The organism is Variovorax sp. J31P179, assembly GCF_030316985.1.
GTDB classification, from domain to species: domain Bacteria; phylum Pseudomonadota; class Gammaproteobacteria; order Burkholderiales; family Burkholderiaceae_C; genus Variovorax; species Variovorax ginsengisoli_B.
This window is the reverse complement of record NZ_JASZYL010000012.1, coordinates 140,191-162,430: the sequence shown is the minus strand read 5'-3', so window position 1 is coordinate 162,430 and position 22,240 is coordinate 140,191. Positions and strand designations below refer to the sequence as shown.

The following is a 22,240-nucleotide window of genomic DNA, read 5'->3' as shown; positions in this document are numbered from 1 at the left end:
TCAAAGGAAGCGGTCGATGCAAAAAGGGGTGATGTCGATGTCGGTGCGCCCGTGCACGATCAGGTCGGCGACCAGGCGGGCGGTGACCGGCGCCAGCGTGTAGCCGTTCGAGGTCACCGCGTTGTAGAAGCCGGGCAGGCCAGGCACGCCGCCGATGATCGGCGCGCCGTCGATGTTGACGTTCATGCCAGCCCAGCAGCGCACCATGTGCAGGCCGCTGACGGCCGGCAGAACCTGCCGGGCCACCCACAGGCCGCCCTCGATGCTGGCGCGCTCGGCGCGGTTCAATCGCATTCCTTCGTGGAAGGCGGCGGTCCAGCCGCCGCCGATGATCAGGCCGCCGGTGGCCGCCTGCTTGAGGCTCAGGTGGCGGTCGGCGTGGGCGATCAGGTGGTTGACCAGCGGCGGGGCCGGCTCGGTCACGATCATCTGCAGCGGCGCGCCCTTGACCGGAATCTTCACGCCGAGCATGTCGCCGACCGTGCTCGACCATGCGCCGCTGGCGTTCACCACGCGGCCCGCGTGGATCGTGCCGCGCGAGGTGTGGACCACGAAGCCGGCGCCGTCGCCGGGCAGCCGCTCGATGTCGCGCACGTCGCAGCCGCGCAGGAAGCGAGCGCCTTGCGCTTGGGCGCGTGTCGCCACGGCGTAGGTCGCGCGCAGCGGATTGATCTTGCCCTCCATGGGGCACAGTTCGGCGCCCAGCAGCTGGTCCGACAGGGCGGGCGAGAGCCGGCGCAGTTCGCTGCCGTCGATCACCTGGGCATCGATGCCGTGGCTGCGTTCGAGCGCGGCCTTGGCCTCGATGAAGCGCATGCCGGCCTCGCTGTCGGCCACCATCAGGCCACCGGTGATCTTGATCTCGAGGTCTTCGCCGCAGTCGGCCTCGATGGCCTGCCACAGCCGCACCGACATCGGCCCGAGCGGCAGGGTGGCCGCGGCCGGGCCGCCGCCTTGCTGCGCCTTGGCACCGAAGTCGAAGGACAGCAGCTGCACGTGCAGACTGCCCGCGTTGGCGCCCGAGGCCTGCAGGTTGACGTCGTCGCGATCGACCACGGTGACGTCCTGGCCGGCCTTCGACAGGTAGTAGCCCAGGCAGGAGCCGAGCACGCCGGCGCCGATCACGAGCACGTCGGTGCGGACCGTGCCGAAGGGGGCGTGCTCGACCGGCCGAGCGAGGTTCGGCGTGATCGCGGGCTTGTGTCCGCCCCATTCGGGCTTCTCGAAGCCGAGCGCGCCGGCCGGCACCGGCTTGGCCGGCGGCCGGGGCGCGAAGTACTGCTCGACCTCGAGCGGCCGGCCCGTCATCTCGCTGACCAGCTTCGCCGCCGTGACCGCGCAATAGCGGCCCTGGCAGCGTCCCATGCCGAGCCGCGTGTTGCGCTTCAGCGCGGCGAGCGTGTCGCGGCCGGCGCGGATCTGTTCGCGCACCGAGCCGAAGCTGATCTCCTCGCAGCGGCACAGCAGCGTGTCGTCGCTGACCGCGGCCAGCGCGACGGGCGGCGCTTCGTAGAGCGACCACAGCGCCTGCTGGAAGCATTCGGCCTGGCGCAGCCGGCCCTGCGCCTTCAACGGGTCGGACGCCCGCAGGCCGAGGTTGCGCGCCGCCGCCACGCCGGCCAGCGTGCCGCGCGCCAGGGCCACGCGCGAGCCGCCCATGTCGGCACCGTCGCCGACCACGAACACACCCGGCAGGCTGGTCGCCCCGTCGTCGCCTGTGACTGTCGCGAGGTAGCCGAGGTGCCGCTCGGCAACGCGGTGCTCGCAGCCCAGCATGCGCGCCAGTTCGGTCGAGGGGATGAAGCCGTAGCCCAGGCACAGCGTGTCGGCCTCGAAACGCAGCGCCGGGGAGGGCGTGGCTGCGCCGTAGGCGTCGAGCCGAGCGGCCTGCACGGCCTGCAGTTCATCCGTGCCTTCGGCTGCGACCACCGCATGGCCCCACAGCAGCGGCACGTTGCGGGCGCGCAGCTGGCGCATATAGCTCCAGCCCCGGCGCAACAGATCGGGCGCGGTGCGCGCGGCAGCGAGCAGCTGCCGCCAGTCGCGCATGCTCGGGCGGCTGGCCGATTCGAGCACCGCCACGACCTCGGCGCCGCCGGCCAGCAGTTCGGCTGCGAGCTGCAGGTTCAGCGGTCCGTTGCCGGCGATCACCACGCGGCGGCCTGGCGCGACCCGGTAGGCGCGTGCCAGGGTCTGGGCGGCGCCCGTCGTCATCACGCCCGGCAAGGTCCAGCCGGGGAAGGGCACCGGCCGCTCGTAGGCGCCGGGCGCGATCACCAGTTGCCGGCAGCGGATGTGGGTGGCCCGGCCGTCGATCAGGGCGCTGACTTCGTTCGGCGAGAAAGCCGCCCAGACCTGGGCGCCCTGATGGATTGCCACGCCGGAGGCGAGCACCTCGCGCTCGAGCGCGAGGCCGTCCGCGAACTGCCGGTCGGGCGGGCTGGCGGCCCGGTGCGACGGCGCCAGCGGCTTGTAGAACTGGCCGCCGGACTGCAGCCGTTCGTCGAGCACCAGCACGCGGGCCCCGGCGCGCCGGGCCGCGAGGGCCGCCGACAGGCCAGCCGGGCCGGCCCCGACCACCAGCACGTCGACCTCGCGCTGCGCCGGCTCGGCCCCCGCATCGGGTGCCAGGGGCATCAGCGGATCTTCCGGCATCCCGGCCGGCATCGTCGAGCGGATCTGCTGGCCGTGCGCCACTTTGGTCAGGCAGGCACGCTGGCTGGCCTGGCCGTCGATCGTCACCAGGCAGTCGAAGCAGGCGCCCATGCCGCAGTAGAGGCCGCGCCTACCGCCGTCGCGCGTGGGCCGCAGCTGCCGCAGGTGGCTGGCCGCAAGCGCGGCGGCGACGGTCTCTCCTTCGAGTCCGTCGACGGGCTGGCCGTCGTACCAGAAGCGGATCGGGCGTCCGCCGGTTGCGATGGAGGAATGGGTCAGTCTGGCGCTCATGAATTCGGTGCGAAGCAAAAAAACCACTTTGACATGGTTCAATGTATACGTATACTAACCGTATACAAATACTTCGTCACCCGATTTTTCACCGAGGACTGGCAATGACAGCGTTCCGAGGCACCTATACGGTGCTGATCACCCCCATGACCGCCGACGGAAAGCACGTGGACGTGCCGGCCCTGAAGAAGCTGGTCGACTGGCAGATCGAGGAGGGCATCCACGGGCTGATCCCCCTGGGAAGCACCGGCGAATTCCTGTCGTTGACGCCGGACGAGCGGCAGCTGGTGATCGAAACCTGTGTGCAGACCGCTGCAAAACGCGTGCCCGTGCTGATCGGCACCGGCGCCGAATGGACCGACGAGTGCGTGCGGCTGAGCCGCGAGGCCGAGACCATGGGCGCCGACGGCGTCATGATCATTCCGCCGTTCTACAGCACCCCCACCGACGACGAGCTGTTCGAGCACTACCGCAAGGTGGGCGAGGCGATCAGCGTGCCGATCATGGTCTACAACAATCCGGCCACGGCCAATGTCGACCTCAAGCCCGAGCTGGTGGCGCGCCTCTCGCGCATCGAAAACTGCAAGTACATCAAGGAGTCGACGCTCGAGGTCACCCGGGTGCGCGACATCATCGAGTTGTGCGGCGACCGCATGACGGTGTTCGCCGGCATCCTGGGCTACGAGTCGTTCTGGCTCGGCGCCCAGGGCTGGGTCGCGGTCTGCTCGAACCTGATCCCGAAGATGTCGGCCCGCCTGTTCGAACTCGTGGCCGACGAGCAGGACATGCCCGCGGCGCTGGCGCTCTACAAGGAGATGCTGCCGATCGTGCGCTGGGTCGGCGGCCACCGCTACGTCGCCGCGTCGAAGGACGGCCTCACGATGATGGGCCTGCAGGTCGGCAAGCCGCGGGCGCCGCGCCTGCCGCTGCCAGAGGCCGATGCGGTCGACCTGCGGCGTGAACTCGACCGGCTGGGGCTGCTGGGCTCCATCAAAGCCTGAGACCTTGCGGGACAGACCAAGAAACTGCGCAGCAGTTCTTGCTCTGTCCTCGACCTATTGAAACCTTGCGGGACAGACCAAGAAACTGCGCAGCGGTTTTTGCTCTGTCCTCACTGACTAGATCCCGCTTCCCGCTTCGTTCCATCTCCACCAGGAAACCACCATGAAACTGCTTCCCGCTCTCACATCGGCCACGGCTCTTTTCATCCTCGGCACGGGGCTGGCGAACGCCCAGGCTTGCAAACCGGCGGTGCCCGACTCGGCCCTGGTCAAGAAGGGCACCCTGACCATGTCGGTCAACCCGACCCTGCCGCCGATGCAGTTCGTCGACCAGACCGGCGCCCTCAAGGGCATGCGCGTGGAGCTCGGCGAGGCGATCGCCAAGCGCCTGTGCCTGACGCCCGAGTACGTGCGCATCGAGTTCTCGGCCATGATCCCGGGCCTGCAGGCCGGGCGCTGGGACGTCATCAATACGGGCATCTTCTACACCGACGAGCGCGCCAAGCTGATGCAGATGCTGCCCTACGAAGACCAGGCGATCAGCATCAGCACCGCCAAGGGCAACCCGCTCAAGATCACCAAGCCCGAGGACCTGTCGGGCAAGAGCATCGGCGTCGAGATCGGCGGCTTCGAAGAGCGCAAGGCGCGCGAGCTCGACAAGCAGCTGACCGACAAGGGCATGAAGGGCATGACCATCCGCACCTTCGAGAACTTCGCGATGGCCTTCCAGGCCCTGCGCGCAGGCCAGGTCGAGGTGGCGCTGTCGATCGACTCGACCGGCGCCGAATACCAGAAGCGCGGCGACTTCGACCGCGTGCTGAACGGCCTGTTCCCGACCCCGGTCGCGCTGGCCGCCAAGAACAAGGAACTGTCGGTCGCCATGGCCAAGGCCCTCAACGACATGAAGGCCGACGGCAGCTTCCAGAAGCTGTTCGACCAGTACGGCGTGAAGGCCATCGACGGCGCCGTGGTCGTCAAGGGCCCGGCGAGCTGATCGGTCCGCACCCACACCATCGAGTCAGAAAAGGGAAGTCCATGGGACAAGGCTGGAGCTGGTCGGGGTTTGCCGACTATCTGTTCAATCCGTACATCCTGAGCGGCGCGCTGACCACGCTCTGGCTCACCCTCGCGTCGATCGCGGGCGGCCTGGTCGTGGGGTGTGCGCTGGCCTTGGCCCGACTGTCGCGCCACCCGTGGCTGGCGGCGCCGGCCCACTTCTACATCTGGGTCTTCCGCGGCACGCCGCTGCTGGTGCAGCTGATCATCATCTACACCGGGCTGCCGCAGCTCGGGCTCAAGCTGTCGGTGGTCGAGTCGGCGCTGCTGGGCCTGATCCTGAACGAAGCCGCCTACCTGGCGGAGGTGGTGCGCGGCGGCATCCAGTCGGTGCCCGCCGGCCAGACCAACGCCGCGCGGGCGGTCGGCTTCAGCAGCGCCCAGGCGATGCGCTACATCGTGATGCCGCAGGCGATGCGGCTGATCATCCCGACCTTGGGCAACAGCATCAACGGCCTGCTCAAGACCACCTCGATCACCTCGGTGATATCGATGGAAGAACTGCTGCGCCGCACCCAGGTGCTGATCCAGGAGAAGTTCATGGTGCTGGAGCTGTTCGTGGTGGCCGCCATCTACTACTTGCTGATGACCACGGTGTGGGACTTCATCCAGCGCCGGATCGAGCGCCACTACGGACGCGCCTACGGCAACGCCAGCACCGGCGCGCCGGTGGTGCCAGACGCCGCGGTGCTCGAACAACGCTAGCCGGAACCGCGCCATGAACACCTACGACCTGATCCTTCGAAACGCCGACATCGCGACCGTGGGCGACCGCTACCGCGCCGACATCGGCGTGCGCGACGGCCGCATCTGCGCCATCGCGCAGCAGCTCGACGGCAGCGCCGCGCGCGAGATCGATGCCGCGGGCCGGCTGGTCACGCCCGGCGGCGTCGACGGCCACTGCCATTTCGACCAGCCGACCAGCGACGGCTCGCGCTTTGCCGACGACTTCTTCACCGGCACCCGCTCGGCGGCCTGCGGCGGCACCACCACGGTGCTGCCGTTCGCGGCGCAGCAGAAGGGCCACAGCATCCAGGAGGCGGTCGACGACTACCACCGCCGCGCCGAAGGCAAGGCGGTGATCGACTACGCCTTCCACCTGATCGTCGCCGATGCCACCAAGGACGTGACGCAGCGCGAGCTGCCGGCCCTGATCGAGAAGGGCTACACCTCCTTCAAGATCTACATGACCTACGACGACCTGAAGCTGGCCGACCGGCAGATCATCGAGGTGCTGGCGGTGGCGCGCAAACATGGCGCGATGACCATGATCCACGCCGAGAACAGCGACTGCATCGCCTGGCTGACCGAGCAGCTGCTCGATGCCGGCCTGACGGCGCCGCGCTACCACTCGAGTTCGCGGCCGATGGCGGTCGAGCGCGAGGCCACCCACCGCGCGATCGCGCTGGCCGAGCTGATCGACACCCCGATCCTGATCGTCCATGTCTCGGGCCGGGAGGCGGTCGAGCAGATCCACTGGGCGCGCGGGCGCGGGCTGCCGATCCATGCCGAGACCTGCCCGCAGTACCTGTTCCTGAGCGCGGAAGACCTGGGGATCGATCCCGACGACCCGATGCATGGCGCGCGCTGCATCTGCAGCCCGCCGCCGCGCGACAAGGGCAACCAGCAGTTCATCTGGAACGGCCTGTCGAGCGGGCTGTTCACGATCTTCTCGTCCGACCACGCGCCGTTCAACATGCAAGGCAGCGACGGCAAGCGGGTGGCCGGCGACGACGCCTCGTTCGACCGCATCCCGAACGGCATTCCGGGCGTCGAGACCCGGCTGCCGCTCTTGATGAGCGAAGGCGTGATGGCCGGGCGCATCGACATCCACCGCTTCGTCGAGCTCACGGCCACCAACCCGGCGCGGCTCTACGGGCTCTATCCGAAAAAGGGCACGATCGCGGTCGGCGGCGATGCCGACTTCGTGGTCTGGGACGTCTTCGCCGAAGGCAACGAGAAAGTCATCGCCAACGACATGCTCCACCATGCGGCCGACTACACGCCCTACGAAGGCATGAAGCTGCGGGCCTGGCCCGGCGTCACGGTGTCGCGCGGCCGGGTGGTCTGGCAGGACGGCGTGTTCTCGGCGGCGGCCGGCTCGGGCCAGTTCCAGCCCTGCCTGCGGCCGCGCGCGCCCAATGCGACCAACCCGCTCGACAAGTGGCTTTGAAGTTTTCGCGTCGCACCGCATCGGCCTGCTAAGCTTTTCCCCGTCCCTTCGTGGAAACCGTCCATCTCCGCATGCCAAGCCTCCCCAGCCCCGCGCAACCCGCCACCATCACGATCGCACCGCTCGAGGTGCGCTCCGCCAGCCTGGCCGAGCAGGCCTATGCGAGCCTGCGCACGCTGATCCTCGACCGCAAGATATCGCCCGGCAGTCCGCTGCAGGAGGGGCGTCTGGCGGAAGACCTGCGCATCTCGCGCACGCCGATGCGCGAGGCGCTGGTGCGGCTGGCCGGCGAGGGCCTGCTGGTGCGGCGCGACGCGCGCTCCTATGCGGTGCGGGCCCTGGGCACCAAGGAGTACTTCGACTGCATGCGCGCGCGCGAGGTGATCGAGTGCGAGGCGATCGTGCTGGCGGTCGGCAAGATCACCGATGCCGAGATCGACGCGCTCGAAGCCGACCTCAAGGCGCTCGACAGCGGCGACCACGACGAGACCGACCATTGGCATTTCGACGACCGCTTCCACCAGCTCATCTCGACGGCCAGCGGCAACGTGGTGTTTCCGCGGCTGGTCGAGGAGCTGCGGGTCAATGCGCGGCTGTTCCGCCTGCACAGTCCGCTGCATCGCCAACGCGAGAACCACGACGAGCACGGCGAGATCATCCAGGCCTTGCGTGCGCGCGACCCCGAGCGCGCACGGGCCGCGATGCGCGAACACCTGCGCAGCCTTCAGGAAGACGTCAAGCGCGCGATCATCGAGTGAGGTCCGAGCCGAGCGGCGGCGCCACCTCCTCCAGCGGCTTGCGCTCGGCATCGACGGCGTAGCGCAAGGCCAGCAGGCCCGCGAAGATCACCAGCGCAGCGCCGATCGCGTAGCCGACGGCGACCGCGCCCCGGCTGCCGGTGTCGATCAGCGCGCCGAACAGCACCGGCGCGACGAAGCCGCCGGCGCCGGTGCCCACCGCATAGAAGATCGAGATCGCGACCGCGCGCATCTCGAGCGGAAACACCTCGCTGACCGTGAGGTAGGCCGAACTGGCGGCCGCCGATGCGAGAAAGAACACGGCCGACCAGCACAGCGCCTGGCTGCGGGCGTCGAGCCATCCCTGCATGAAGGCCCAGCCGGTCAGCGCCAGGCCGACCCCCGACAGCACATAGGTCAGCGCGATCATCCGGCGCCGGCCGACGCGGTCGAACAGCGGGCCCAGCAGCAGCGGGCCGAGCACGTTGCCGAGCGCGAAGGGGAAGATATAGAGCGCGACCCTTTCGGCCGGCACGCCGTGGAAGCGGGTCAGCACCAGCGCGTAGGTGAAGAAAATCGCGTTGTAGAAGAAGGCCTGCGAAATCATCAATGCCAGCGCCACCGCGCTGCGCCGCGGGTAGCGCCGCAGCAGCACCTGGGCCACCTCGCGCCAGGCGGGGCTGGCGCGGCCGCCCAAGCTCAGGTGGCCGACCGCCGGCGCGAGCGGCCCGTGCTGCGCGCTCACCTGCGCCTCGATCCGCTGCACGATGCGCTCGGCTTCCTCGGCGCGGCCGTGCGCGATCAGCCAGCGCGGGCTCTCGGGCACGTCGCGCCGCACCAGCAGGATGGCCACGGCCAGCAGCGCGCCGAGCCCGAAGGCGGCGCGCCAGCCCCACACCGGGCCGAGCACCTGCGGATCGAGCAGCCACAGGCTCAGCCCGGCGCCGAGCGCGGCGCCGATCCAGAAGCTGCCGTTGATCGCCAGGTTGACGCGGCCGCGCACCCGCGCCGGGATCAGCTCGTCGATGGCCGAATTGATGGCCGCGTACTCGCCGCCGATGCCCAGGCCGGTGGCGAAACGGCACAGCGCGAAGAAGACGAAGTTGGGCGAGAAGGCGGTGGCCAGCGTGGCCGCGGCATAGACCGCCAAGGTGATGAGGAACAGCTTCTTGCGACCCAGACGATCGGCCAGGCGACCGAACACCAGTGCACCGATCACGGCGCCGCCGATGTAGAGCGAGCCGGTCCAGCCGATCTGCGCCCCGCTCAAGCCCAAGGTGTCGGGCCGTTCGAGTACGCCGCCGATCGATCCGACCAGGGTCACCTCCAACCCGTCGAGCACCCAGGCCACGCCGAGCGCGACCACCACGCGCCAGTGCCAGCGCGACCAGGGCAGGCGGTCGAGACGGGCCGGGATGTCGGTGCGGGTCATCGCGGCCAGTCTAGAGAGTGTCGCTGCGCGCCCCCGTCGGACGGGAACCCTACATCGACCAGATGCGCGGCGGCTCGCCGGTCATGTGCCAGAGCTCGGCCCGCCACGCCTTCCAGACCTGGCGCAGCAGCTGCATCGCCGGCTCGACCACCGGGGCCAGCACGCGCAGCACGATGATCTCCGGATGCGGGCTGGTGGCGCCGGCACGCGCGTTCAGCTCATGTGCTTCGATCAGTGCGCGGGCGGCGTCGAGCGCCGCATCGCGCCGCGTGCGCGACAGGGGCGTGCCGGCAACGAAGAAGATCGACGCCAGGCAGCGCTGGCCCGCCAGCCCGAGCGGGCTCTGCAGCAGGCGTCCGTCGGCGGCGTCGAGGCGCCCGCGCTCCAGCCATCGGCCCGGCGCCTCGATGTGCTGCTGCAGCGTGCCGCGTTCGAAGGGCTTGCCCGCGTTCGGCAGCCCGAGCGCCGTGACGTCCCAGCCGATCAGCTCGGCGCCTTCGGCGACGCGCAGGGTCAGCCGGTTCTCGGCCCGGCAGCCGCTGAAGCAGATCGCCTCCAGCGGCAGCCATTCGAGTCGGGCACCAGTCTCGAGGTGCAGGTCGGTGCGCTGCAGCGCCAGCTCGCCGTCCGAGCGGTAGAAGCGCGAGGCGCCGGGCGTGGTGATCAGCCCGTGGCTGCCGGCCGCGGCCCGCACCCGGATGTCCAGCGTGTCGCCGCCGACCAGCCCGCCCGGCGGGTGCACCAGCACGTTGTGGCAGACCGCATCGCCCTCGGGGTAGAGGCTCTGCAGGATGCGCAGCGGGCCTTCGTGGCGAAAGCGGGCCACGCTGCGGGCGTGTTCAAGTTGGTAGTCGAGGTCGAGTCGCGCGTGCCAGGGCATGGGCACCGAGTGTAGGGACTCAGAGCAGCGACTTCTCTTGCGCCCGGGCCAGCGCGCCGATCCGGTTCTTGACGCCCAGCTTGGCGAAGATGTTGTGGAGGTGCCATTTCACGGTGGCCTCCGAGAGGAACAGGCTCTGTGCCAGCTCGCGGTTGCCGAGGCCGGCCTTGAGAAGCCGCAGGATCTTGATCTCGCGCTCGGTCAGTTCCTCGGCCTCGCTGCGCTCGTGCGGCGGCTCCGGCGCCGCGGCGGCGACCGGCGTGCGGCCCGCCGCTGCGAGCAGGCGGCGCAGGTAGTCGTCGGCGCCGGGCGGCGCCAGCGGCCGCCGGGCGGCGATCGACTCGACCAGGTCGAGCAGCTGCGGCTCGGCATCGACCAGGCTGCGCAGCAGGCCGCAGCGGGCCGCCAGGGCCAGCGCATCGTCGAGCGTGCGCAGGGCCAGGGCCTGGTCGTGCGAGCGCTGCTGGTGCAGGGCCCGCAGCAGCAGCAGGCGCGCCTGCTGCGCCTGGTGGCCATCGCGCTGGGCGCGCCGCAGCGCATCGTTGAGGGCGCCGGCCACGGGCGCGCCGCCGCCTTGGGCCAGCCGCAGCCGCAGGATGGCCAGGCCGACGCTGTCTTCCTCGGCCGCCACGGCACCGGCCGGGGCCGCGCCGCCGTGGCCGATGAAGCCGTAGGACTGCGCGAGTTTGAGCGCATCGTCGAGCGAGGCCACCGAAAGGCGCAGCACGCAGCGCTCGGCGGCCAGGATGCGCGCCAGCCGCGGCAGCCTGAGCCGGTGGCCGAGCGATTCGCCTTCGAGCAGGCAGCTGTCGGCGCCCGCCAGGTCGCCGCGCTGGCGCAGCAGCCGGGCCCGCGTGAGGTAGCCGGCGGCGCTCATCTCGACCAGCCCGTGCTCGTCGATGAAAGGCAGGCCGAGGTCCAGGTAGCGCTGGGCCTGCGCGAGCTCGCCCTGCTCGTAGCAGACCTCGGCCGCGAGCAAGGTCAGCATCGACCCCGCGTAGGAAGCGACGCCCAGGCTGGGCTCGACAGTCGCCAGGCCGAGGCGGGCCTGGGCCATTGCCTCGGCAAAGTCGCCGCGCCGCATCGCGATCACCATCGCCAGCGCGCTGGCCCAGGCCAGGCCGTAGTGGGCGCCGCATTCCTCGAAGGCGCGGCGCGCGATCGCGAGCGCCTGCAGGCCCTGCTCGAAGGCGTCGGTGGCCGAGCAGCCGGCCGCCAGCACGTTCGCCACCACGCCGGTGCGGAAGGCTTCGGCCCGGGGCCAGGACTTGAGCCAGGCCTCGCTCGCGGATTTGGCCAGCAGCGGCTGGTCGGACAGTGCGAAGTACACGCACCGGATCATCTCGACCACGCAGCGCACGCCGTCGTCGCCATCGTCGGCGCAGGCGCTTTCGAGCGCGCGCAGTTCCTGGTCGGCCTCGGCATGGCGTCGGGTCAGCACCAGCGACCAGGCATGGCCGGTGCGGATCTTGGGCCGCGCATGAACCAGCGCCTGCGGCAGCCGCGTGAGCCAGCCGAGCAGCGTCGCGTGCTCGCCGCGGTACTGCACCAGCTCGCCCGAGAATTCCGCCACCAGGTCGGCGGCGCGTTCGATGTCCTGGCCGTCGAAGGCATAGCGCACCGCCTCGTGCGGCAGCCGATGCCGGTTGAACCAGTCGCTGGCGCGAAGGCAGATCGCCCGCGCCGCCTCGCCCGGGCGCTCCTTGCCGCGCCCGCGCAGGTAGTCGGCGAACAGGTGGTGGTAGCGGAACCAGGTGCGCGAGCGGTCGAGCCCCGAGAGAAACAGGTTGCGGGCCTGGATCTCGGCCAGCATCGCATGGCTGTCGTCGCGCCGCAGCACTTCGTCGCAGAGCTCGGCGCAGAAGCGGTCGAGCCCCGCCGTGTCGAGCAGGAAATCGCGCAGCGCGGGCCGCAGGCTGTCGAGCACCTGCTCGCCGAGGTAGTCCGTGATGTCGCGGTCGGTGCCCGAGAACGCCGCCAGGAACGCGCCCCGGTCGCCGCTCTCGCGCAAGGCCAGCGAGGCCAGCTGAAGGCCGGCGATCCAGCCTTCGGTGCGCTCGTGCAGCGTCTGGAGCTGGCTGCGCTCCAGCGGCGCGCCGCTGACGCGGCCGACGAAGTCGGCGGCCTCGTCGAGACCGAGCCCGAAATGCGAGGCGTCCAGCTCGAGCAACTCGCCGCGCAGCCGCAGCTGGCTCAGCGACAGCGGCAGCCGGGTGCGGCTGGCGATGACCAGGCCGATGGTCGGGGGCAGGTGGCCGATCAGCCATTCCAGCTTGCGGTGCACACCGTCGTCGTGCACCAGGTGGAAGTCGTCGAGCACCAGCAGCAGCCGATGGTCGTGGCCCATGAGGTCGTGCAGCAGCGAGGCGACCACCGCATCGGGCGAGGCCATCGTGCCGCCGTCGGTCTGTGCGAGCGCGCTGCGGCCGAGCCGGGCATCCGCGTGGTGCAGGGCGGCGGCGACATAGCGCACGAAATGCAGCGGATCGTTGTCCTCGGCGTCGAGGCTGAGCCAGGCGCAGGTGATGCCGTGCGGCTCCAGCTGTGCGACGAACTGGGCCAGTGCCGTGGTCTTGCCGTAGCCGGCCGGCGCGGTCGCGCTGATCACGCGCTGCATCAGGCCCGCGTGCAGCCGCGTCGAGAGCGCGGAACGCGCGAGCAGGCGCAGCGACAGCTGCGGCGGCGCGAGCTTCGATTCGACCAGCACGGCCGCCGATGCGGGTCTGTCTCCGGACTTGCCTGTCGCCCGCGCCATGGGGGTTCCTTGCTGCAACGAGGGGCGATAAGTGTGCCTCATCCGGCGCGCCAGGCAATCGTCCAGTGCACCGGCAGGGCGGCCAGCCCGGCCTCCGCCGCCCGCATGCGCGCTTCGGCTCCCGGCCCGGCGGGCCGTACGGCGGTGACGCGGGCTTCCAGCCCGTGCTTCGGATGCGGCTCGACCGCGGCCTGCACCTCGACCTCGCCGCAGGCGGCGCGCACCGCCTCGGCCAGCGCCCGCGCGATCGCCTGCTGGCGCAGCGCGGGCTTGAAGATCTTGTTGACCGCGGTCAGCGGCATCGCGTCGAGCACCACCACCTCGACCGGCACCGCCGCCCGCTCGGTGATCGTGCTGCGCGAATGCGCGAGCAACTCGGCCGGATCGCACCGGGCGCCCTTGCGCAGGGTCACGTAGGCCATCGGCAGTTCGCCGGCGTGCCCATCGGGCTTGCCCACGGCGGCCGCGATATCGACCGCCGGATGGCGCATCAGGCCTTCCTCGATCATGGCCGGGTCGATGTTGTGGCCGCCGCGGATGATCAGGTCCTTGGCCCGGCCGGTCAGCCAGAAGTAGCCCTTGGCATCCTGCCGGCCGAGGTCGCCGGTGTTGAGCCAGCCGTCGGCCAGGCAGACGCCGCGGTTGTCGCTGTCCTTCACGTAGCCCGCGAAGACGAAGGGGCCGCGCAGCAGGATCGTGCCGATCTCGTCGACCGCGGCCTCGCGCTCGACCTCGCCGTCGGCGCCCAGTTGCGCCACTTTCATCTGCTGGTAGGGCAGGCGCAGGCCGATGGAGCCGATCGCGCGTTCGCCGTCGCGCGGGTTGATCGAGCTGACGCAGGTCGCCTCGGTCATGCCGTAGCCCTCGAGCAGCTTGAGGCCCGTGGCCTGTTCGAAGCGCTGGAACAACTCGGGCGCGAGCGGCGCGGCGCCGCAGATCGCGAAGCGCAGCGAGCCGATGTCGGCGCCGTCGCGCGGCACGTTGAGCAGGGCGGACAGCACCGTCGGCACCGCACTGAAGAAGGTCGCCCGATAGCGCTCGACCGACCGCCAGAAGGCCGCGAAGGTGCGCGGGTCGCGATAGCCCGAGGGCGACAGCAGCACCACGTGCGCGCCGACGCCGAAGGGCGCGAGCCCGGTGATCAACATCGCGTTCGAGTGGAACAGCGGCAGGCCGCACAGCAGCGTGTCGCCGCTGCCGATGTCGGCGACGGTGGTCAGCGACCAGGCATTGGCGGCTTCGTTGAAATGCGTGCGGCGCGCCAGCTTGGGCGTGCCGGTGGTGCCGCCGGTGTGGAAGTACGAGGCCACGTCCTCGCCCCCGGGCGGCGTGCCCAGCAGCCTGTCGCCCGGCTGCTGGGCCAGCAGGGCGTCGAAGTCCAGCGCCCAGGGCGGGCACAGGCCGAGACCGCCGATGCGCAGGACGGCGCGCAGCGTCGGCACGCGCTCGCGCAGGGCCTCGACCTTCTCCCAGATGCCGGGCTGCGCCTGCCGCCCCAGCGCCACCAGAACCACGGTGCCCGCGGCGTTGAGGATGCCGGCCATGTGCTCGACTTCGAGGAACGGGTTGACCGGGTTCACGATGCCCGCGGCCTCCGCGCCCCAGAGCGTGAAGTGCGTCTCGGGCAGGTTCGGCAGCAAGTACGAAACGACGTCGCCGCGCCCCACGCCCAGGCCCGCGAAGACGTTGGCCGCCTGCGTGATGCGCTGCAGCAGCGTGGCGTAGTCGAAGCGTGTTTCGCCGTCCGCCGGATCGCCGGTCGGCACGAAGGTCAGGGCCGGTGCGCCGGGCGTGGCCGCGGCCTGCCGCGCGATGGCGGCGTAGCTCGACACCGGCCGCTCGAGGCGGGCCTCGATCGGCACTGCCTCCAGCGCCTCGACGTCGGCCAGATTGCGCAGGGGCGTCCGAAGGCTCGTCATCTGCGGCGGCCGCTTCAGCTCTGGACCGTGAGTTCGGGCTTGGCCACCAGTCCGAAGCTGCGCAGCACCCCAAGCAGTTCATGGTGTCCGAAGGCCTGGCAGCCCGATGCGAAGCCGACCCGCTTCGGCGGCTGCTGCAGCAGCGAGTAGGCGGCGTGGGCCTGCAGCAGGCCGGTCTGCTTGTAGTTGCAGTTGCCGAAGATGACGCAATGCGCGCGGCCCAGAGGCCCGGTGGCGTGCACCGAGTCGACCGACTTGTTCAGGCGCGGGTTCTCGCGCGGGGGCATGCTGTTCATCACGCCGGTGGCAGTCTGCGCCAGTGCGGCGTAGCGCTCGTCCGGCTTCATGCCTTCGGTGGCTTTCAGCGCGGCCGCGACGATCTGCGGCACGCCCAGCATCAACGGCTTGTTGAACACGCCGCCCAGCACCTTGACGTTGGCCACCCGCGGGTCCTTGCGGAACCACACCGGATGCGAGGTTCCGCCCCAGGGCAGCGCCAGCGCCATTTCGTGCTGGCCGGGAATGGCCAGGCTGTAGAGGCCGGCGTCGGGCTGCCACTCGACCATCTTGTTCTGGTGCAGGAAGAAGGCCTTCGACGTCGCGGCATTGACCAGGATGGTCTGCGTCGACGCGATCGTCGGGCTGCCGCCCCAGAACACCGCGATGTCCAGGGTGTCCAGGCCCGGTGTCTCCAGGCAGAGCTGCGCCGCGATTTCGCCGGTGGTGTACATCTGCGCCAGCCCGGGCGACAGCAGCAGCCCGGCCTGCGCGAACCTGGCGCCGAACTCTTCCTCGAGCGTGATCAGCCAGTCCTGCTCGCCGGTGGTGTCGGTGTAGTGGCACTTGGCGGCCAGGCAGGCCTTGACCACTTCGGGGCCGAAGCGGGCGAACGGGCCGACGGTGTTCAGCACCACCGAGGCGCCGGTGAAGAGCTTTGTCAGCGCCTCGGTGGTGTGCGCCACCTCGACGACTTCATAGTCCGCGGTCTCGATGCCGGCCACATTCGCCTTCATGGCCGCGTCCAGCTTCTCCGCACTGCGGCCGGCCGCAATGAAGGGCACGCCGTACTCGCGCAGGTATTCGCAGATCAGCCGGCCGGTGTAGCCGCTGGCGCCGTAGACGACGACGGGCTTCTTGTTGCTGCTCATGGTGTGGGTTCCCCGGGGTCCGTTGGATGGGTTCAGAGAAGGGACGAGCTCACGCCGCCGTCCAGCACGAAGGGGCTGCCGTTCGAGAAGCTGGCCCGCTCCGAGGCCAGGAAGACGGCCAGGTTGGCCACCTCCTGCGGCGCGCCGTAGCGCCCCTGGCGCTGTGCAATGACCGCGTCGAAGTCCGGGATGCCGAGCATCTGCTCGAACTCCTTCTTGCGCGGCTTGACCATGTCGGTCTCGATGAAGGCCGGCAGGATCGCGTTGACCCGGATGTTGTGCGCGCGCAGCTCGGTGGCGGCGGTCTGGGTGAGCGACACGACGCCGGCCTTGGCCGCCGCATAGCTGCCGATCAGCGGGCAAGCCGCCTTCGCCGTGACCGAGGCCATCGTGACGATCGCGCCGCCGCCCGCCGCGATCAGCGCCGGCGCTGCATAGCGGATGCAGAGGAACACGCCGTCGAGGTTGACCGATGTCACCTCGCGCCATTGCTCGTAGCTCGTGGCGACCAGCGGCGAGAGCATGGCGACGCCGGCGTTGGCGACCATGATGTCGAGCCGGCCGTGTTGCCGGGTGGCCGCGGCGACCAGCGCCTCGACCTGCGCCGGCACCCGCACGTCGCAGGCCACCGCGCTGGCGCCCCGCAGCGATGCCGCGACCTTCCGCGCCGCCTCGGCGTCGATGTCCGACACGATGACCTTGGCGCCCTCCGCGGCGTAGGCGCGCGCGATGGCCTCGCCGAGCCCGCGCCCGGCGCCGGTGACGATCGCGACCTTGTCTTGAAGCAGCAACTTGCTCATAGCAATCCGGCAGACAGGCCGCCGTCCAGGATGTAGTGGGAGCCGGTGGTCCAGCTGGCGGCGTCGGAGGCGAGGAAGGCGGTCATCTCGGCCACTTCGAGCGGCGTGCCGAGCCGCAGCTGCTTGGCCGCGACCAGCGCGCTGAACGGCACGCCGACGATGGCTTCGACGGTGGGGATCAGCCGGTCGACCATCGCCGTCCCGACGAAGCCCGGGCACACCGCGTTGACCCGGATGCCGGTCGGCTTCAGTTCGGCCGCGGCGGTGCGCGTGAGCTGGATCACCGCCGACTTCGACGCCGCATAGGAGCCGAACAGCGGCACGCCGTTGGTGCCCGCCAGCGACGAGATGTTGACCACCGAGCCCTTGCCCGACGCGACCAACGGCCCCAGCGCGCTCTTCATGCCGAGGAAGACGCCCATCACGTTGATGTTCATGAGCCGGCCGACTTCTTCCTCGGTCTGCTCGAACAGCGGCTTGACGATCTCGATGCCGGCATTGTTGACCAGCGTGTCGAGGCCGCCGAAAGCGGCGGTGGCGGCTTCGACGGCGCGGGCCCAGTCGGCCGCCTTCGTGACGTCGCACCGCACCGACCGGGCCATCGGCCCGAGTTCGTCGGCGGCTTTGGCGGCACCCGCCTCGTCGATGTCGGCGAGCATCACCTGCGCGCCGCGTTCGACGAAGAGCCCGGCGATGGCGCGCCCGAGCCCCTGCGCCGCCCCTGAGATGAGGGCCTTTCGGCCCTGCAGTTCGATCATGCGTTTGTCTCCTGGGTTCAAAAGTCCGGCCCGCCGGCCGCGCTCGTGCGGCGCGGCGTCTGGGGCTGGCGCTATTCGAAACCTCGGAGCGCGGCCTGCCGCCCACCTAAAGGTTGGTTTTTCGTGCTGCGGCGCAGCACTCGCGCGTCAGGGCGTGCTCAGGGTCAGGCCGGCGCCGGGCCGCCCCAAGGCGGCCTGCGGCCCCCTCGGGGGGCAGCGACCCACACGCAGTGGGGGAGCGTGGGGGCGATTCAGGCCGGCGCCGGGCCGCCCCAAGGCGGCCTGCGGCCCCCTCGGGGGGCAGCGACCCACACGCAGTGGGGGAGCGTGGGGGCCTTCAAGCCTTCCAGGCGCCGACGTGGGCGGCGCCGGCTTCGTCGACCAGCGCCGGGCCGATGCATTCGATCGGATGCGGCGAGGCCCGGAACACGTCGCGGCAGGACAGCTCGGCATCGCGCTGGTCGCCGCGCTCGCCGCGAAAAACGCGCAGCCGCTCGGCGTCGATGCCGAACACCACGCGGCCGATGTTGGCCCAGAAGATCGCGCCCGCGCACATCACGCAGGGCTCGCCCGACGAATAGATCGTGGCCCCGGCGAGCTCCTCGCGCGACAGCTTGCGCTCGCCGAGCATGCGCACCGCGTTGACCTCGGCATGGCCCGTGACGTCGCCGGTCTCGGCGGTGTTGCAGTAGGCCTCGGCCAGCACTTCGCCGGCGGCCGAGACCACCACCGCGCCGAAGGGCCGGTTGCCGCGCCGGCGGCCGGCGTGCGACCAGACGATGGCCTTGCGCAGGTAGCGGCCGTCGCGCTCGTCGAGCTGCCGCTCGGCCGGAAAGTTATCTGAAAGAAGTGAGCTCATGCCTGAATGCTACGTTCATTGCGCGCCGGCAGCATCGAGCTGTTGAAGATGGCGTCGGCCGACGGCCTGGTCTTGAGCCCGAACACCTCCGCCACTTCGTCGACCTGCTGCTCGAGCAGCAGCTTGCGGATGTCGCCGAGGCCGTGGCCGCGCGTGTCCGGCGCGCCGACGTACTGTGCCGTGATGGCCCAGCGATCGAGCTCGATCTTCGGGTCGAGGATCGGCTCGCGCTGTCGCATCGCCGCGATGCTGGGCGCCGGCTGGGCGAAGGTCTCGACGATCGCGCGGTTGGTGGCGCGCAGGAAGGCCGCCACCGCCTTCGGGTTCTGGGCGATCAGGTTGCTGCTGGCGAGGATCGCGTTGCCGTACAGGTTGACGCCGGCGTCCGCGTACTTGAGCACCGAGAGCTCATCGGCCTTCATGCGCGCGAACAGCGAGATCGCGGAGTCGTGGAAGTAGGTGGCGGCATCGACGTCGCCGCGCACCATCACGTTGTCGCGGGCGCTGAAGTCGGTGGTCTGCCACTGGAAGGCGTCGGGCTTCATGCCCTGCTTGCGCGCCACCATCGGCCAGGCGCGGCGCGTCGATTCGACCGCCGCGGCGGCGACCTTCTTGCCCTGCAGGCTCCTGAAGTCGCCGCTGATGCCGCGGTCCTTGCGCCCGATGATCACGAACGGTGCGCGGTTGTAGTACTGGTAGACCGCCTGCACCATCGGGGTGCCCGGGTTCTGCGCATTGAATTCGACCAGCGAGCTGATGTCGCCGAGCCCGAGCTGGTAGACGCCGCTCGCGATCCGGGTGATGGAGGCCACCGAGCCGGCCCCGGTGTCGATCGTGACGTCGAGTCCTTCGTCCTTGTAGTAGCCCTTGCTCTCGGCCAGGAAGAAGGGCGCGGTCTGGCCATTGATGCGGAAGTCGAGCGTGAACTTGAGCGGCGTCGGCTTGCCGCCCTGCGCGAGGACGGCAGGGGCGGCGAGGGCAGCGGCGCAGGCGGCGCCCGAGGTAAGGAAGTGGCGGCGTTGCATGAAGTGATCTCCGGATTTCGTGGGTCTTGAACACCCCGCCGGGCCGGCGAGGCACTTCAAGAGCAATTTCCGGGCGGCGCACGGTGGGTGCGTGCGCTGCTGAACGCTTCTACTCTTGGTCGCAGACATGCAGGACGCATGCCAGCGCCGCGGGCCCGCAATTTGCATGAGAATCGGCGCAGAGTAGAAGCGTTCAGCTTTGGTGCGCAAGCGCCCATGGCGGGAAATTGCTCTTTCAAGTTGGTCCTTACGCAACCGAAGGAGTCTCTTCATGCTCGTCACGCAGCAACCCGTTTTCCGCAAGTTCTGGCATGCCGTCATGCCCCTGGCCGATCTGCAGCAGGGCCCGAAGCCCTTCACGCTGCTCGGCGAGAACATCGTCCTGTTCCTCGATGCCGACGGCCAGCCGGCCGCCTTGCGCGACCGCTGCTGCCACCGCACCGCGAAGCTGTCCAAGGGCTGGTGCGTCGATGGCGAAGGCAAGGCCTGCGGGCAGGGCGCGATCCAGTGCGGCTACCACGGCTGGACCTACGACCGCAGCGGCCAGGTGATCCGCATCCCCCAGTACGAGGCCGACCGCAAGATCTCGCCCGAGTACAAGACCACCGCCTACCACTGCAGCGCGCGCTACGGCTATGCCTGGGTCGCGCTCGAGGAGCCGATCGCGGAGATCCCGGCGATCCCGGAGTTCGACGATCCCGGCTTTCGCACCATTCACCAGTTCTACGAGGAATGGCAGACCAGCCCGATGCGCGCGCTCGAGAACTCCTTCGACAACTCGCACTTCAGCTTCGTGCACCGGGCGACCTTCGGCGTCGCCGCGAGTCCGAAGCCGAGCAAGTACGAACTGGTCGAGAACGAATCGGGCTTCTACGCCGAGACCGTGATCCAGGCGGTCAACCCGGTCAAGTTCCATGCGATCAGCGGCGTGACCGACCCGATCACGACCCGCCACATGCGCAACGCCTACTTCCTGCCGTTCTCGCGCCGGCTCGACATCGAGTACCCCTCGGGCATCCGCCACATCATCATCAACTGCTTCACGCCGATCGACGACGGTCGCATGCAGCTGTGCCAATGGCTGTTCCGCAACGACACCGAGGCCGACTGCGCGGCGCAGATGCTGATCGACTTCGACGAGGAGATCACGCGCGAGGACAAGGACATCCTCGAGTCGACCGACCCCGATGCGCTGGTCGACACGCGCCGGCGCGGCGTCGAGTATTCGATGGAGTCGGACCGCCCGGGCATGCTGATCCGCAAGCACCTGATGCAGCTGCTGGCGAAACACGGCGAGGTCGAGGTGCATCGCGGCATGCGCGTCGTGCCGCTGCAGCAAGCCGCCTGAAGCGGCGCTACCATGGCGCTCCAATCGAAGGAGTGCCGATGGTCACGCGTGGATTCACAGGACGACGTCCGACCGCTGCCTTTGCCCGCCGCCTGCCGCCCGGCCAGTTCGAGACCGACGACTTTCCGGTGCTGGCCAAGGGGCCGACGCCGGAGATCGATCTCGCGGCCTGGCGCTTCACGCTGAGCCAGGGTCCGCGTCCGCTCGCGAGCTGGAACTGGGCCGAGTTCGCAGCGCTGCCGCGCACGCAGTGGCAGGGCGACATCCACTGCGTCACGACCTGGTCCAAGTTCGACACCCGGTGGGAGGGCGTGAGCATCGACGATTTGCTGGCCGCCGCGGGCGTCGCGCCGCCCAGTGCTTTCTTGCTGGCGCTCTCGCACGACGACTACGACACCAACGTGCCGGTGGCCGACCTGGTCGGCGGGCGCGCGATGGTGGCGACCCATTTCGACGGCCAGCCGCTGACGGCCGAGCACGGCGGGCCGGCCCGGCTGCTGGTGCCGCACCTGTACTTCTGGAAGAGCGCCAAGTGGCTCAAGGGCCTGCGCTTCACGGCGCGCGACGAGGCCGGCTTCTGGGAGCTGCGCGGCTACCACATGTACGGCGATCCGTGGAAGCAGCAGCGCTACTCGGACGATCCGTGAGCGCGCAGGGGCCCACGCGCTGGCAGGAGGCAGTGATCGAGCGCATCGCGCCGCTGACGCCGCGCATCGTCAGCGTGGTGCTGAAGGCGGACCTGGCGCGGCATGTGGCGGGTCAGCATCTCGATGTGCGCCTGACCGCGCCCGACGGCTACGCGGCCCAGCGCAGCTATTCGATCGCCTCGGCGCCCGGACGGCCGTTCGAGCTCATCATCGAGAAGCTCGACGATGGCGAGGTCTCGCCGTATTTCCACGACATCGCCCAAGCCGGCGACGCCATCGAGGTGCGCGGTCCGCTGGGCGGCCATTTCATCTGGCGCGCCGGGGACGGCGGGCCCGTGCTGCTGGTGGCGGGCGGCTCGGGCATCGCGCCGCTGATGGCGATGGTGCGCGACTGGGCGCGCACTGCGGCCGCCCTGCCATTGATGCTGGTCTGTTCGGCTCGCACCTGGGACGAACTGCCCTTCGGCGAAGAGCTGGAGCGACTCGAAGCGAGCCGCGCTGATTTCCGCTTCGTCGCCGCGATCACGCGCAGTCCCGGCCACCGCCCCTCCGATCGGACGCAGCGGCTCGATGCACCCGCGCTGAGGGAACTGATCGCGCGTTGGGGCCATGTGCCGCGCCACGTCTTCGTGTGCGGCTCGAACCGCTTCGTCGAGGGCGTGACCCGGGGGCTGGCCGATGCCGCGCTCGCAGCGGGCATGATCCGCACCGAGCGCTATGGTGGCGCTGAATGAATTTCAATCAGGAGCAATTCGA

General features: G+C 70.0%; 18 protein-coding genes. 8 read left to right on the top strand and 10 right to left on the bottom strand.

Going from position 1 to position 22,240, the window contains the following annotated elements; genetic code table 11:
• Positions 1 to 2,946: an FAD-dependent oxidoreductase gene (locus tag QTI17_RS26900; protein ID WP_286536732.1), complete on the bottom strand. Its 2,946-nt coding sequence runs from the start codon at positions 2,944 to 2,946 to the stop codon at positions 1 to 3.
• Between the two features lie 104 nt (positions 2,947 to 3,050).
• On the opposite strand from QTI17_RS26900, the gene QTI17_RS26895 reads away from it, so the two are divergent.
• The 5 genes from QTI17_RS26895 (at position 3,051) to QTI17_RS26875 (ending at position 7,934) form a co-directional block, all read left to right on the top strand.
• Positions 3,051 to 3,947, top strand: coding sequence for a dihydrodipicolinate synthase family protein (locus QTI17_RS26895; protein WP_286536731.1), 897 nt, complete (start codon positions 3,051 to 3,053; stop codon positions 3,945 to 3,947).
• Between the two features lie 163 nt (positions 3,948 to 4,110).
• Positions 4,111 to 4,941 carry an ABC transporter substrate-binding protein gene (locus QTI17_RS26890; protein ID WP_286536730.1) on the top strand — a complete coding sequence of 277 codons (831 nt, stop codon included), beginning with the start codon at positions 4,111 to 4,113 and terminating at the stop codon, positions 4,939 to 4,941.
• A gap of 41 nt (positions 4,942 to 4,982) precedes the next feature.
• On the top strand, positions 4,983 to 5,708 hold the full coding sequence (locus QTI17_RS26885; RefSeq protein ID WP_286536729.1) for an amino acid ABC transporter permease: 726 nt from the start codon (positions 4,983 to 4,985) through the stop codon (positions 5,706 to 5,708).
• Positions 5,709 to 5,721: 13 nt separating this feature from the next.
• Entirely contained in the window at positions 5,722 to 7,176 is a 1,455-nt protein-coding gene (gene hydA / locus QTI17_RS26880) for a dihydropyrimidinase (RefSeq protein ID WP_286536728.1), read from the top strand.
• Positions 7,177 to 7,247: 71 nt separating this feature from the next.
• Positions 7,248 to 7,934, top strand: coding sequence for a GntR family transcriptional regulator (locus QTI17_RS26875; protein ID WP_286536727.1), 687 nt, complete (start codon positions 7,248 to 7,250; stop codon positions 7,932 to 7,934).
• Here the strand turns inward: QTI17_RS26875 and QTI17_RS26870 are convergent.
• The 9 genes from QTI17_RS26870 to QTI17_RS26830 all read right to left on the bottom strand — a co-directional run bounded on the left by QTI17_RS26870 (position 7,924) and on the right by QTI17_RS26830 (position 19,489).
• Positions 7,924 to 9,345 (bottom strand): MFS transporter, encoded by a 1,422-nt coding sequence (locus tag QTI17_RS26870; RefSeq protein WP_286536726.1) that lies wholly within the window; start codon positions 9,343 to 9,345, stop codon positions 7,924 to 7,926. The genes QTI17_RS26875 and QTI17_RS26870 overlap by 11 nt on opposite strands.
• Before the next feature lie 49 nt (positions 9,346 to 9,394).
• The gene (locus QTI17_RS26865; protein ID WP_286536725.1) at positions 9,395 to 10,225 is read right to left on the bottom strand and encodes an urease accessory protein UreD; all 831 of its coding nucleotides are present in this window, start codon (positions 10,223 to 10,225) and stop codon (positions 9,395 to 9,397) included.
• Positions 10,226 to 10,244: 19 nt separating this feature from the next.
• Positions 10,245 to 12,980, bottom strand: a complete 2,736-nt coding sequence (locus QTI17_RS26860) for a winged helix-turn-helix domain-containing protein (protein WP_286536724.1) — start codon at positions 12,978 to 12,980, stop codon at positions 10,245 to 10,247.
• A gap of 38 nt (positions 12,981 to 13,018) precedes the next feature.
• Complete coding sequence (locus tag QTI17_RS26855; protein WP_286536723.1) at positions 13,019 to 14,899, bottom strand: acyl-CoA synthetase; 1,881 nt, start codon at positions 14,897 to 14,899, stop codon at positions 13,019 to 13,021.
• Between the two features lie 14 nt (positions 14,900 to 14,913).
• Positions 14,914 to 16,047 (bottom strand): DUF5938 domain-containing protein, encoded by a 1,134-nt coding sequence (locus QTI17_RS26850; RefSeq protein ID WP_286536722.1) that lies wholly within the window; start codon positions 16,045 to 16,047, stop codon positions 14,914 to 14,916.
• Positions 16,048 to 16,079: 32 nt separating this feature from the next.
• On the bottom strand, positions 16,080 to 16,847 hold the full coding sequence (locus QTI17_RS26845) for an SDR family NAD(P)-dependent oxidoreductase (protein ID WP_286536721.1): 768 nt from the start codon (positions 16,845 to 16,847) through the stop codon (positions 16,080 to 16,082).
• Positions 16,844 to 17,605, bottom strand: coding sequence for an SDR family NAD(P)-dependent oxidoreductase (locus tag QTI17_RS26840; RefSeq protein WP_286536720.1), 762 nt, complete (start codon positions 17,603 to 17,605; stop codon positions 16,844 to 16,846). Before QTI17_RS26840 ends, QTI17_RS26845 begins: the two co-directional genes overlap by 4 nt.
• 337 nt (positions 17,606 to 17,942) lie before the next feature.
• Entirely contained in the window at positions 17,943 to 18,464 is a 522-nt protein-coding gene (locus QTI17_RS26835) for a nucleoside deaminase (RefSeq protein WP_286536719.1), read from the bottom strand.
• Positions 18,461 to 19,489: an ABC transporter substrate-binding protein gene (locus QTI17_RS26830; protein ID WP_286536718.1), complete on the bottom strand. Its 1,029-nt coding sequence runs from the start codon at positions 19,487 to 19,489 to the stop codon at positions 18,461 to 18,463. The genes QTI17_RS26835 and QTI17_RS26830 overlap by 4 nt, the downstream gene beginning before the upstream one ends.
• A 271-nt stretch (positions 19,490 to 19,760) precedes the next feature.
• Between QTI17_RS26830 and QTI17_RS26825 the strand changes: the two genes are divergently transcribed.
• The 3 genes from QTI17_RS26825 to QTI17_RS26815 are packed head-to-tail and all read left to right on the top strand — an operon-like array spanning position 19,761 to position 22,218.
• A complete protein-coding gene (locus QTI17_RS26825) occupies positions 19,761 to 20,837 on the top strand; it encodes an aromatic ring-hydroxylating dioxygenase subunit alpha (RefSeq protein WP_286536717.1) in 1,077 nt (358 codons plus the stop codon).
• Positions 20,838 to 20,875: 38 nt separating this feature from the next.
• Positions 20,876 to 21,484, top strand: a complete 609-nt coding sequence (locus QTI17_RS26820) for a sulfite oxidase-like oxidoreductase (RefSeq protein ID WP_286536716.1) — start codon at positions 20,876 to 20,878, stop codon at positions 21,482 to 21,484.
• Positions 21,481 to 22,218 carry an FAD-binding oxidoreductase gene (locus tag QTI17_RS26815; RefSeq protein WP_286536715.1) on the top strand — a complete coding sequence of 246 codons (738 nt, stop codon included), beginning with the start codon at positions 21,481 to 21,483 and terminating at the stop codon, positions 22,216 to 22,218. Before QTI17_RS26820 ends, QTI17_RS26815 begins: the two co-directional genes overlap by 4 nt.
• The last annotated feature ends 22 nt before the right edge of the window (positions 22,219 to 22,240 follow it).